The organism is Aurantiacibacter xanthus, assembly GCF_003584015.1.
GTDB classification, from domain to species: Bacteria; Pseudomonadota; Alphaproteobacteria; order Sphingomonadales; family Sphingomonadaceae; genus Alteraurantiacibacter; species Alteraurantiacibacter xanthus.
This window is the reverse complement of the sequence record NZ_QXFM01000145.1, coordinates 69,437-82,299: the sequence shown is the minus strand read 5'-3', so window position 1 is coordinate 82,299 and position 12,863 is coordinate 69,437. Positions and strand designations below refer to the sequence as shown.

At 59.3% G+C, this 12,863-nt stretch carries 12 protein-coding genes and 1 pseudogene; 10 read left to right on the top strand and 3 right to left on the bottom strand.

The features are described from left to right. From D2V17_RS20635 to D2V17_RS20620, 3 genes and pseudogenes are all read right to left on the bottom strand, one after another. Positions 1–423 (bottom strand): annotated as a pseudogene (locus D2V17_RS20635) (transposase); the annotation flags it as partial. A 16-nt stretch (positions 424–439) separates the two neighbouring features. Continuing rightward, the gene (locus D2V17_RS21500; RefSeq protein ID WP_191229335.1) at positions 440–1,504 is read right to left on the bottom strand and encodes a hypothetical protein; all 1,065 of its coding nucleotides are present in this window, start codon (positions 1,502–1,504) and stop codon (positions 440–442) included. An 87-nt stretch (positions 1,505–1,591) separates the two neighbouring features. Beyond that, on the bottom strand, positions 1,592–2,557 hold the full coding sequence (locus tag D2V17_RS20620) for a hypothetical protein (protein WP_119595013.1): 966 nt from the start codon (positions 2,555–2,557) through the stop codon (positions 1,592–1,594). A 241-nt stretch (positions 2,558–2,798) separates the two neighbouring features. Between D2V17_RS20620 and D2V17_RS20615 the strand changes: the two genes are divergently transcribed. From D2V17_RS20615 to trbJ, 10 genes are all read left to right on the top strand, one after another. Next, positions 2,799–3,566: a helix-turn-helix transcriptional regulator gene (locus tag D2V17_RS20615; protein ID WP_119595012.1), complete on the top strand. Its 768-nt coding sequence runs from the start codon at positions 2,799–2,801 to the stop codon at positions 3,564–3,566. A gap of 132 nt (positions 3,567–3,698) precedes the next feature. Continuing rightward, positions 3,699–4,550, top strand: coding sequence for a hypothetical protein (locus tag D2V17_RS21090; protein WP_147367503.1), 852 nt, complete (start codon positions 3,699–3,701; stop codon positions 4,548–4,550). A 24-nt stretch (positions 4,551–4,574) separates the two neighbouring features. Next, complete coding sequence (locus tag D2V17_RS21085; RefSeq protein ID WP_147367501.1) at positions 4,575–5,081, top strand: hypothetical protein; 507 nt, start codon at positions 4,575–4,577, stop codon at positions 5,079–5,081. 516 nt (positions 5,082–5,597) lie between these two features. Beyond that, positions 5,598–7,643, top strand: coding sequence for a conjugal transfer protein TraG (locus tag D2V17_RS20605; protein ID WP_119595010.1), 2,046 nt, complete (start codon positions 5,598–5,600; stop codon positions 7,641–7,643). Between the two features lie 14 nt (positions 7,644–7,657). Beyond that, positions 7,658–8,059, top strand: coding sequence for a ribbon-helix-helix domain-containing protein (locus D2V17_RS20600; RefSeq protein WP_191229334.1), 402 nt, complete (start codon positions 7,658–7,660; stop codon positions 8,057–8,059). Next, entirely contained in the window at positions 8,056–9,030 is a 975-nt protein-coding gene (trbB, locus tag D2V17_RS20595) for a P-type conjugative transfer ATPase TrbB (protein WP_191229333.1), read from the top strand. Before D2V17_RS20600 ends, trbB begins: the two co-directional genes overlap by 4 nt. 3 nt (positions 9,031–9,033) lie before the next feature. Continuing rightward, positions 9,034–9,366 carry a TrbC/VirB2 family type IV secretion system protein gene (locus D2V17_RS20590; protein WP_119595008.1) on the top strand — a complete coding sequence of 111 codons (333 nt, stop codon included), beginning with the start codon at positions 9,034–9,036 and terminating at the stop codon, positions 9,364–9,366. After that, positions 9,366–9,653: a VirB3 family type IV secretion system protein gene (locus D2V17_RS20585; RefSeq protein WP_119595007.1), complete on the top strand. Its 288-nt coding sequence runs from the start codon at positions 9,366–9,368 to the stop codon at positions 9,651–9,653. The genes D2V17_RS20590 and D2V17_RS20585 overlap by 1 nt, the downstream gene beginning before the upstream one ends. Next, positions 9,647–12,133, top strand: a complete 2,487-nt coding sequence (gene trbE / locus D2V17_RS20580; RefSeq protein WP_119595006.1) for a conjugal transfer protein TrbE — start codon at positions 9,647–9,649, stop codon at positions 12,131–12,133. Before D2V17_RS20585 ends, trbE begins: the two co-directional genes overlap by 7 nt. Next, positions 12,130–12,861: a P-type conjugative transfer protein TrbJ gene (trbJ, locus tag D2V17_RS20575; RefSeq protein ID WP_119595005.1), complete on the top strand. Its 732-nt coding sequence runs from the start codon at positions 12,130–12,132 to the stop codon at positions 12,859–12,861. The genes trbE and trbJ overlap by 4 nt, the downstream gene beginning before the upstream one ends. Positions 12,862–12,863: the final 2 nt, after the last annotated feature.

Here is a 12,863-nt window from a genome sequence, read left to right as displayed (position 1 = left end):
ACTGCTCGACGATCCGGATGATCTCGAGCTTCTCGGATGCGGGATATCTCATTCTTCGTCTCCCCCATCCGCGATCATGCTTTTTTTGAGCAGCCGGTTCTCCAAAGTGAGATCGGCCACGCACTCCTTCAGATCGCGCGCTTCACGGCGCAGACCCTTCACCTCGTCCGTGGTCGCAGCACGCGCAGTGTCACCAGCCAGACGGCGCTTGCCGGCTTCCATGAACTCCTTGGACCAGGTGTAATACAGGCTCTGCGCAATCCCTTCGCGGCGGCACAGCTCGGCAATGGAGTCATCGCCGCGCAGGCCATCAAGGACGATCCTGATCTTGTCCTCGGCAGAGAAGTGCCGCCGAGTCTTGCGGCGGATATCCTTTACGACCTGCTCGGCAGGCAATTTGGACCTTGAGGATTTGGGCTTCATCTTCGTTCCTTCGTCACTACGACGAAGCCCAAATCCTCCTTAAATCACAACCTCTAATCTGTGCCATAGGTGCTGACGGGAGACAGTAGCGTCGACACGACCTTTCATTGATCAAACGTATTTCCGGCGAATTTACGCAAGACGGATTTACCGCCGCGCTGTTTGTAACCTTTTTAAAGATTTGAAACTGCGGAACCTGAGTCCCACTCCTTCTCCGCTCTTCCAGAAAAGCCTCGCCTAAGCATCCACAGTTGAAGTACGATCTTTGTTCACGGTTTTGTGAACAGAGCGTTGTGATGTCCTGAGCTTCGCGCCGGTAAACACCATCGCTAACCGCAATGTCATTAGGTGGACCGGGCACTCGCCCGCCCGTTCGCGCGACGGCTGCGGCAGTCGCACGGTAGTTATCGACACTTAAGTTGAAGCTTCGCACATGGTTGGTGTCGGGAAAGGTTTGCCCATAATAGAGTATTGTTTCTCCGCAGGCCTGTGTCGAGAGCACATTGTCGTTCGCAGCTTGAAAGCATACGACTGACCAACGGCTCGCCTCTCCAGCATGCTCAGCATCAACGTCCCGAGCGATCATTCCAGCGAACGAATTGGGCGGAGAATCGGGAGAACTGACGAAGGGACCATACTGGTCGACCAATTGGGCAATAATGCGATTCAGGGGCTGGGAATCGGATTTTTGGAAGGTTGCCGCCAGCTGCGCTCGAACGACCTGTTCTTCATCTGACAAGTCAGTAAAGGTTAGCCGCACAGTTGTTTGGCCAAGCCTTGCTGTCAGACTGCTCAGGGGCATCCGATCAGGCTTCAGGTCGGTATTGCCGACACGCGGCCCAACCTCAAAACCCATGCACTCAAGTCGCTCCGTTGCCTCATCCAGGCTTACACCCCATTTCATCACGCCTGTCATCAATTGGTCTGGTGATCCAAACTTGCTGCAATCTTCGCTCGCAAGGTCGGTGCTTGTAAGGCCATCACTGCTTTCATTTGCAGGAGTGAGAGCTTGATCTGAAGAAAGGGATTTTTCGGCGCCTTCGTCCGATCGCACGTTGCAGCCCGCAAGGATCGCGATCATCCCTCCTATCGCGAGAATTGAGCGAAGACGCCTCACAATCACCCCTCATATTTCGAATATAACAAGACCTATTTGAATAACGTTTATTCAGAATGAGCACTTTAATTCTGATCCACCCCGTCGATCTTCAAGTGCTATATAATATGGGTTCATCATGGTATCTGGGTCATAGATCTCGACCTCGTGACCCGCTCTGCTCACGCCAAATCCTAGACGCCCCAACACTGGGCCAGAAACTGCACTGGGCTCAGCGAAGACGATGTTGTAGACATTGATCTCGGTGTACTCTGAATCAGGCGCGCTGACGTGCTCCAGCGCGAGAACGGTCAGCCCGTTCCATTTGGCTCGCAGGGCGGCGCGCTCCGTCACCGCCCCGGCCGATTGTGGTATCCGCGTCACCTCCACGCGCCCAAACGCCCCAAACGTTGCGCCTCCGGAAACCTGGGCGCGTTCGAAGAAGTCGACAAGAAATGCGCTATCGCACTCCGCTGGATTGTCGAAAGTAAGGATTTCGGTGACCTCAGGAAGCAATGACGCCCGAGCTTGGCCAGCAGACCCCGACGGTGCCTGTGCCGATCCTTCCGCTGCTTTCGAAAGCAGAGCTGCCGTGCCGACAAAGTGCAATTCCGGATACCATGGCTCAGGCCCTGGTTGAGCTGGACAGCGCCTTCTGGGAAGTATGACGATATCCGGATTGGTGTTGTGGGGGTAGTCGGCTGCCATTTCGTTGGCACTCACCCTTCGTATTCGTTCCACCTCTACCAGGTCCCCATAGGTTTCACTGAATACAGTGGAAGTAAGGATGTCTCCCTCAAGCTTGTAGGTTCCCAGGAAGGACATGACACCAGCGGGACCAAGTGAAGCCAGCCGCCCCCTTGGCAGGTAAAGGCTTGCGCCCTCCGAGCATTTTCCTCCCTCGAATACCCAAGAGCCGCGCAACCATTCGACAGTGGGAGGCTCACTCGCGACAGTCTTCGCAGGAAGGATGAACAGGGCAAAAGCCGCGAGCGAGAGAGCAACGGAGTGAGCGATGACCTTGACCTTCTTGGGCATGCCGACTTTCACTGACAATGAGGTGAATTGTTGCCGTAAACACCTTTGAAATATCGAACTGTCGGTGAAAGGCAACTGTCAAGGTTGACAGGTTGGAGCTGATGGCCACCTGAGACGAGCATGATTCAATAGTCTCCAAAGAGCGCGCTGACGTCCCACAAATAGCCACATCCCATAACACACTTGCGCGATGCCGATCGCGTGATACCGATCGGTCTCTTGCTTTGAGCGGCTATGGGTAATGAAAGCACTGGAAGACAGGATCGCGCAGGTTCTGACCGCAGATACTGCGGAGGAGGCGTTTGCCCGTTTCAACGCCGCGATGCTCGACTATGGCTATGACAGCAATGTCTACACATTGTTGACCGATCACCCGTCCTTGGGCTTATCGTCAACACATGGTCTCGCAGCTAGCTATCCCGCAGAATGGCTCGATCATTACAAGGCCAATATCTATCAGAAGGTCGATCCGGTCTGGCAGCGTCTGCTGGAAAGCCCCACGCCTTTCTTTTGGGGCGACGCGGTAGACCGGTTGGCATTTGCCAGCGGTGTTGCGGAGGAGACAAAAGCCGCCGCCTTGCGCGTTATGAATGAGGCAGCGGAGGCTGGTGTAGCCGATGGAATTGGCATCTCCTACGTCAACTCACGGGGCGAAATGGCCGCTGTCGGGCTTTCTCGCAGCCGTGAAGTGAAGGAGCGGCGCTATGAAACCATGGCAGAAGTATTCCTGATCGCGACATTCTTTCATGAAAAATATCGGAGCTTCCTCTCCCGTGCTCCCGTGCCACACCTTACCGATCGGGAACTGGAGGTTCTCCTCTGGGCTTGCGATAACAAGACCGATGCTGAGATCGGAGATTTGCTCGGCATCACCGCACGCGCAATCCGATACCACTGGTCAAACATCTTTAGAAAGCTCGGCGTCCATGGGAGAGTGCGAGCGGTTGTGATGGCGATACAGCTCAACCTTATCTGCCCCCAAGGGATACGCCCACCCTGTCAAGGCTGACAGTTGTCTTCTCAATAGGGAATCGATAGCTTCATTTCTGCGAACACAAATAGCATCATATTATAAATAAACGATGCTTTGGTCGCACCTTAGTTAATGTTTAATGATATAATAATTATTCATGAGGGAGAAATGAGTAATCTTTTTGGCCGCAAGTGCATTATCGTCTTTAGCATATTAATTATTATATTGTTGATATCGTTTTTTTCTTTTATTCCAAGTGCCAGTACCGCCCGCCAGACAGGAAATTTTCGAGATTATATTGGCAGATATAATTTCGATCGCGTAAACGGATTCATAATTCTTGAAAACCCTCAAGTCGTTGATGCCTTGAGGCGCGCAAATGTTCCCGATGATGTCCGCGACGAGATAAAAAGGTATGAGGTGGGCGGGCCAATAGAGGATAGGCAAGGCCTTCTGGTCTCGCAAGGATGTTTGCCGCACTTCTGCGACGAGTTTCATTACAAGCTTTACATCAATCTCGAAACCAACTCTGTGGCGCTTTGTCACTTTGCTCGGCAAACGATCTGGTATAGCTCACAAAGCGCTCCTTCGGCTCCCCACTCAGACCCCTGTCCAAGTGAAGTGAGCGGCGTCCCGTCCTCAATCCGCGCCGCGCTGGGCCAAGGCAACGCACCTGCTGCCGCAGTTCCTCTGAGTGGAGCTTCGACAACACAGGGTGCAAACTACGCTCAGAGCTTGGTTGGCTATTGGGCGCCAGATGGTGAGGTATGCGATAGTGATGCCGGCATCGACTATTCGGCTGATGGAACTTGGTCTGCCTATGCCGAAAGCGGCACATGGACCATAAGAGAAGATCTTCTCGTGATGCGCACCCATTCTCGGGGTTACCCCGGGGAGGAAATGGTTCCTCTCCGCCCCCCTGAAATCAATATCAATACTATAGTCAGCTTATCGAACGCCTCCATGACGCAACGCTGGCCCAATGGTATGGTAGTGGACTTTCATAGATGTATTTTTTGAGTATTTAATTTGGATTGAATTTTTGTGAAACGTTTCTCGCGTGAAATTTGTACGACGGCGATTATTATCGACAACTGCCTAGGCTTCAGGGGTTTTATGCGGCTGACATTCAAACGCAATTTATTCATTGTAATCGCCCTTGCTCCTGCAATCCTTCTAAGCAGTTGCGGTTTGCTATCCGCGTCTGAACCTACCGACGAAGAATTGGATCAAGCGGTTCGCCAGTATTTTCAGTCGATCGCGGGTGATGGTGTGGTCCGCAATCCACTCAGCAATCTACACATGAATTTGGAAGAGGTCCGAAAGCTTGGTTGCGAACCAGCAAACGAAGGGCCGGGGTTCTTTTGTACCTATTCAACGCGCATGACTGCCGGGGTCTCTTCAAACGAAACCTCAAGCGATGGGATCGCCCACGCCGAAGCCGCCGACGCATTGGTGCGCACGCTGACAGGCGGCAATTCCGGTATGACCGATACTGCGACACATCGCTTCGTTAACACATTTGGCGGCTGGGAGATGGTTGCCGAGTGATTTACTTATCGCTGGATAGAGAGCCCTCATGCCCCTTGTCCGTTAGCGCTACTCGCCGTGCGGGTTTGCGCGCACTCTATGCGTTCCTGCTAAAGAAAGCGGACCTGCGATTTGCGCTCCGGTTCCAGTCGTCGCACTAAGCTTGGCCGCAAGGCGCGGAATGTCGGCTTCTGGCGAGAACTGACAATTAACCTTCGCCGTAGGAACGGCAGCAAAGTCCCATCCCACGTCACTCCGGCACACTCACGATGGTGATAACGGTTGGTTCCGATCCCGACCCGGCGTCATGAAAGGCGGCTAGGTCGGCAGTAATAAGCATTGGAAGCTGTGGCTTAAGGCGCCGGAGGACCGAGGATTGTTCGACTGGTGCATTTCACAACACGCCCTTCGTGGCGAAGATCGGGAAGGGAAGGGACCATCAAGGATGGTTGCGGGCATCACGCTGATCCCTTGACCTGATCCAGCTTCGGCTTCGTTCGCGCCGCCTGTTGCGGCCCGTGAGTCGGAGCCTTGATCATGACCCCCACCAAGCTGCTTGTCGGCCAGATTTTCGTCGTTTTTGCCATCGTCATTCTGGGCGTGTGGGCTGCGACCCAATGGGCGGCTGCCATGCTTGGCTATCAGGCTCAGCTCGGACAACCCTGGGCGATGGCGTTCGGGTATCCGGTCTATCGGCCGTGGCAGCTTTTTTCATGGTGGTATCACTATGAGGCCTATGCGCCGGAAGTCTTCGACAAGGCCGGCATGCTGGCTGGAGCCAGCGGCTTCCTTGGTTGCGCTTCGGCGATTGCCGGTTCGCTCTGGCGGGCCCGCCAGAACCGGCATGTCACCACCTATGGGTCTTCACGCTGGGCATCGCGTGGCGAGATCGGCAAGGCTGGGTTGTTCCGCGATGCAGGCGTGTTTCTTGGCCGCTATCGAGGCGATTATCTGCGCCATGATGGGCCCGAACATGTCATGGCCTTCGCGCCGACCCGGTCGGGCAAGGGCGTCGGACTGGTGGTGCCATCGCTGCTGTCATGGACCGGCAGCACCGTAGTTCACGACATCAAGGGCGAGAACTGGCAGCTCACGGCCGGTTGGCGCTCGCGCTTTTCTCATTGCCTGCTGTTCAATCCGACCGATCCCCGCTCGGCGCGTTACAATCCGCTGCTCGAGGTTCGCAAAGGCCCGGACGAAGTGCGCGATGTCCAGAACATCGCCGATATTCTCGTTGATCCCGAAGGCGCGCTCGAACGCCGCTCGCATTGGGAAAAGACCTCGCATTCACTGCTCGTCGGCGCGATCCTCCACGTTCTCTATGCCGAGGAAGAAAAGACCCTCGCGCGGGTAGCAACCTTCCTGTCCGATCCCCAGCGTTCCTTCGCGCATACGCTGCGGCGAATGATGGCCACGAACCATCTGGGGACGAAGGAACAGCCGCAGGTTCACCCGGTGGTCGCCAGCGCAGCGCGCGAGGTGCTGAACAAGTCGGAAAACGAGCGCAGCGGCGTCCTTTCCACCGCCATGTCGTTCCTTGGTCTGTACCGGGATCCGATCGTGGCGCGCAACACGGCGGCCTGCGACTGGCGGATCAGCGACCTCGTCGACGCGGCCCATCCGGTCTCACTCTATCTGGTCATTCCGCCATCCGATATATCGCGGACCAAGCCGCTGGTCCGTCTCGTCCTCAACCAGATCGGGCGGCGCCTGACCGAGCGACTGGAGGGCGATCCGCACAAGAGCCGCAAGCATCAGCTCCTGATGATGCTGGATGAATTTCCGGCGCTCGGCCGGCTCGACTTCTTCGAGACTGCACTGGCTTTCATGGCGGGCTATGGCATCCGCGCTTACTTGATCGCCCAAAGCCTTAATCAGATCTCGAAGGCTTATGGCGAGAACAACGCCATTCTCGACAATTGCCATGTCCGCATCGCCTTTTCCTCGAACGACGAGAGAACCGCGAAGCGGATCAGCGATGCATTGGGCACAGCGACCGAACTGCGTGCGCAGCGCAATTATGCCGGGCACCGTCTCGCACCCTGGCTCAGCCATGTCATGGTGTCGCGGCAGGAAACCGCCCGTCCGCTGCTGACGCCGGGTGAGGTGATGCAATTGCCGTCCGCAGATGAACTGGTGCTTGTGTCGGGCCTCGCGCCGATCCGCGCGAAAAAGCTTCGCTATTTTGAAGACGCCAATTTCACTGCCCGCGTCCTTCCGCCACCCAGCCTCGGTCCTGATGATGGCGTCTATGTCGATCGCCCCAGCCCGCGGCCCGATGACTGGGGCAGCGAGGTGCGCGGTCTGCATGAAAGGCTGGTAGCGACCGCTGATCAGGAAGGCGCCTCCTTTGATGAGGAAGCCGAAGGCGGCCTGCAGCAGCAGCGCCATCCCGGCCTTGCCGAAGAACGGCCCGAGCCAGTCACTGAACCTGGCGCGGACATGATCCCCGGCATCGAGGATGAGAGTGATACGGCTGCGGACCGGCAGACCATGGACCGCCTGCGGGGTCTCGGCGCTGTCCAGCGAGCCCATGCGATGAATGAAGCCGATCGTGGTGACGATCTGCTGCCGAGCTTCTGAGGGGAGGGCTGCCTGTGAAACCCCGCCATCACCTCTATCTCGACGATGAACTGACCGCTCAGCTGGAACGATTGGGATCGAAGCCGGGCACCTCCAAGTCAGCCATCGTTGCCGATGCGCTGCGCGACTATCTCAACCGGCGTGCGACCCGCCAGGTCGACGATCTTCTGAAAGTTCGGCTCGACCGTATGAGCTCGCAGCTCGGACGGATCGAACGCGACAGCCTCGTGCTGCTCGAGACGCTTTCGCTGTTCGTACGCTACCAGCTTACCGTTACCGCACCGCTTCCCGAGGGAGACAAGGCGGCGCAGGCGATTGGTCGGGAGCGCTTTCGCCGGTTCGTTGATCAGGTCGGGCGGCAGCTGGCGACGGGGCGGTCCATTGGTGCCGCGGCTTCCGAGGGGGCCGGACAATGAGCGGCGTCAACAGCCAGGCGGAGGGCCGCCGTCGCGCCATGCTGCGCACCGCCATGGGCCCGGCGATTGCGGCCGCGCTTGGCGATCCCCGCGTCATCGAGATCATGGTCAACCCCGATGGGTCTCTCCGGCTTGACCTCCTGGGCGAAGGCCGCCTCGATACGGAATTGCGTGTGGAGCCGGCGGAAGCCGAACGCATCATCCGTCTGGTCGCCAGCCATGTTCGAACCGAAGTCCATGCCGGCGCGCCTATCGTGAGCGCGGAACTGCCTGAAGGAGGTGAACGCTTCGAAGGTCTGCTGCCACCGGTCGCCAGTGCGCCGTGCTTTTCGATCCGCAAGCCGGCGGCCCGCATCCACAGGCTGATCGACTATGTCGCGGATGGCATCATGCGCGCCGAAGTCGCGCTGGCGCTCTCCATGGCGGTGGTCGAGCGCAAGAACATCCTTGTCGCGGGCGGGACCTCGTCAGGCAAGACGACGCTCGCCAACGCGCTGCTGAACGAGATGGCCACGCTCGATGAGCGGGTTATTCTGATCGAGGATACGCGCGAGCTGCAATGCGCCGCTGCCGATACCGTAGCGCTGCGAACCAGGCCAGGCATCGTCACGATGGCCGATCTGGTCCGTTCGACCCTGCGGCTGCGTCCCGATCGTATCATCGTCGGCGAAGTGCGTGGCGGCGAAGCGCTCGACATGCTCAAGGCGTGGAACACCGGGCATCCAGGTGGGATCGCCACGGTCCACGCCAATTCCGCGCGTTCCGCGCTTTATCGGATCGAGCAACTCGTCGCCGAATGCGTGGTCACGGTTCCGCGCCGTCTGATCGCCGAAGCGATCGACATTGTCGTGTTCATTTCCGGCCGGGGCACCGGTCGCAGGATCGAGACTGTGGCCGAGGTCAGCGGGCTCGATGCCGACGGTGATTTTGCCGTCACCGACCTCGCCATTCCCAACAGCACAGGAGATTGAATCATGCACGTCCGCTATCTGTCCGCCATACGCCATTTGCCGAACCCGCTGCTTATTGCCGCGGCGGCTCTCGTCTTCCCCACCGTAGCCATGGCCTCCGGCTCCGGCATGCCATGGGAAGAGCCACTCCAGCAGATCCTTGAATCCGTTCAGGGTCCTGTCGCCAAGATCGTCGCGGTCATCATCATTATCACGACCGGGCTGGCGCTGGCCTTTGGTGAGACATCGGGCGGCTTTCGCAAGCTGATCCAGATCGTCTTCGGCCTCTCGATCGCCTTTGCCGCCAGTTCCTTCTTCCTGTCCTTCTTCAGCTTCGGCGGCGGAGCGCTGGTCTGATGGTCGGCGCCGGCTCCATCGCGGCGGCAGGGCAGGTCGAGGGCTTCGAGGTCCCGCTCCATCGCGCGCTTACTGAACCGATCCTCTTGGGCGGAGCGCCGCGAGGCATCGCAATCCTCAACGGAACGCTCGCCGCCGCGATGGGGCTGGGACTTCAGCAGTGGATCGCGGGGCTTCTGCTCTGGCTCGCCGGACACAGCATCGCGGTGTTCGCGGCCAAACGCGATCCCGATTTCGCCACCGTCCTCGCTCGCCACCTCCGGCAGAAGGCCTGTCTCTCATGCTGAACCTCAAGGAATATCGCGTGACCGCCGACCGGCTTGCTGATCATCTGCCCTGGGCCGCACTGGTTGCCCCCGGCGTCGTGCTCAACAAGGATGGCAGTTTTCAGCGGACCCTGCGCTTTCGCGGCCCCGATCTCGAAAGTGCGACCGAAGCCGAACTCGTCTCGGTCTGCGCGCGAGCCAATAACGCGCTGCGGCGACTGGGTTCGGGCTGGGCGCTGTTCTTCGATGCCGAGCGCCTGCAGGCGCTCGGCTATCCTGCAAGCGACTTTCCCGATGCAGCATCATGGCTGGTCGATGAGGAACGCCGGGCCCATTTCGATGGACGGCGCGCCGAGCATCTCGAGAGCCGCTATCACCTGACCCTCTGTTATCTGCCACCTGCCGATCAGGTGAGCCGGGCCGAACGGGCGCTCCTCGAGCGCGATGTTCCGCAGCAAGGACGAGACTGGCGGCAGGAACTGCGTGCGTTTGTCGCGGAGACCGACCGGGTGCTCGATCTGCTGGCTGGCTTCATGGCCGAAGTCAGAGCGCTCGACGATGCCGAGACGCTGACATTCCTCCACGGCAGCATCTCGACGAAGCGGCATGCCGTCGCGGTCCCGGAAACGCCAATCTATCTCGACGGGCTGCTGGTCGATACACCGCTTTCGGGCGGGATCGAGCCCATGCTGGGGGACCAGCATCTGCGGACGGTGACGGTCATGGGTTTCCCCAACGCCACCCGGCCGGGCATTCTCGATGCGCTCAACCATCAGGGCTTCGCCTATCGCTGGGTCACCCGCTTCATCGCGCTCGACAAGACGGCAGCGAACAAGACCCTGATCCGCATCCGTCGGCAATGGTTCAACAAGCGCAAGTCGATCGCGCAGCTCATGCGCGAGGTGATGATGAATGAACCGGTTCCGCTCACGGACAGCGACGCCGACAATAAGGTCGCCGATGCCGATCTCGCGCTGCAGGCGCTGGGCGGCGATCATGTGGCCTTTGGATATTACACCGCCACCATCACCGTGTCCGATACGGATCGCGCTGCGGCGGACGAAAAAGTCCGCATTGTCGAGCGCATCGTCAATGGCCTCGGCTTTACCTGCATTCGCGAGAGCGTGAACGCGGTGGAAGCCTGGCTCGGGTCGCTGCCCGGCCATGTCTATGCCAATGTCCGGCAGCCGCTGGTCCATACGCTGAACCTGGCGCACCTGATGCCCTTGTCGAGCGTCTGGGCGGGGCCGGTGCGCAACGATCATCTGGCCAAGGTCACCCGAACGGAATGTTCGCCGCTGCTCTATGCGGAAACCAGCGGATCGACACCGTTTCGCCTTTCCACCCATGTCGGCGACGTCGGACATATGCTGATCGTCGGACCGACCGGTGCCGGTAAATCGGTGCTGCTGGCGCTGCTCGCCCTGCAGTTCCGCCGCTACCCCGGATCGCAGGTCTATATCTTCGACAAGGGCCTGTCGGCCCGCGCCGCTGTGCTGGCTTGCGGCGGTGAGCATCACGCGCTGGGGGAAGGCGATGGTCTCGCCTTCCAGCCCCTGAAGGCTATCGACGATGAGAGCGAGCGGGCCTGGGCGGCCGAGTGGATTGCGTCGCTGCTGGTTCACGAGAAGGTCGAGGTAACAGCCGAGGTGAAGGAAGCGCTCTGGTCGGCGCTGACGAGCCTTGCGAGTGCGCCCGCCGAAGAGCGGACGCTGACCGGTCTTTCAGTCCTGCTCCAGTCCAACGCGCTCAAGGCCGCGCTCATGCCTTATACGCTGGAAGGGCCGTTCGGCAGGCTGCTCGACGCCGCTGAGAACAGTCTCGCCCTCGGGGCCATGCAGTGCTTCGAAACCGAAACGCTCATGCACTCGGCAGGTGTGGTGCTGCCCGTGCTCACCTATCTGTTCCATCGGCTCGAAGAGCGGTTCGACGGCAGGCCGACGCTGCTGGTGCTCGACGAAGCCTGGGTTTTTCTCGACAATCCGGTCTTCGCCCAGCGCATCCGCGAATGGCTCAAGGTCCTGCGAAAGAAGAATGTCAGCGTGGTGTTCGCCACGCAGAGCCTTGCCGACATCGCGGACAGCAGCATTGCCCCGGCGATCATCGAGAGCTGCCCACAGCGCATCTTTCTCGCCAACGACCGCGCGATCGAACCGCAAGGACGCGCCGCATATGAACGCTTCGGGCTCAATGACCGGCAGATCGAACTGATCGCCCGTGCGACACCCAAGCGGCACTATTATCTGCAATCCCGGCGGGGCAATCGGCTGTTCGAGCTGGCGCTTGGCCCGGTTGCGCTCAGCCTGTGCGGGGCTTCCGATCCGGAAACACAGCAGCTGATCGACCGACTGCTTGCCGAACATGGGCAGGCCGCGTTCCCCGCCGCCTTTCTTGAAGTGCGCGGCCTCAGTTGGGCCGCTGAGCTTCTCCGAGACTTCCCCGGCGCGAACAACGCCGGGGAAGACCCCGTCCACCCCCAGCAGAAGGAGCTCTTCTCATGAAATCGCCTATTCTCGCGTCCGTCCTTGCAGGCATCGCCTGCACTGGCGCAGTCATCATTCCGCTCGCGCCGGCACATGCCCAGTTCGGCGGCGTCGTGTTCGACCCAAGCAATTATGCGCAGAATGTGCTGACAGCCGCGCGCACGCTGCAGCAGATCAACAATCAGATCCAGGCGCTGCAAAATCAGGCGTCGATGCTGACCAATATGGCAAAGCACCTACAGCGTCTCGATTTTTCGTCGCTGACGCAGATCACCCGGTCGATGCAGAAGATCGGCACGCTGATGGATCAGGCCGAGGGTATCGCCTTCGACCTTGCCTCAACCGACGAGGCGCTGCGCCGGCAGTTTCCCGCTGCCTTCGACACGGCGCTGTCGACCAGCGAGATCGTAGCGCAGGCGCGGACCCGCTTTACGGCGTCGATGCAGGGCTATCGCCAGACCATGCGGGTCCAGGCGCAGGTGGTCGAGAATATCGATGAGGACGCCGACCTCCTCGCCCAACTGGTATCCCAAAGCCAGTCCGCGACCGGCAGTCTGCAGGCGGCTCAGGCGACCAACCAGCTCATCGCGCTGTCGGCCAAGCAACAGCTTCAGATCCAGCAGATGATGGCGGCGCAATATCGCGCCGAAGCGCTCGAGCGTGCGCGCCAGCAACAGGCCATGGAAGCCGCCCGCGAGCAGACCCGGCGCTTCATCGGCTCGGCCCGCATCTACACGCGCGACTGACG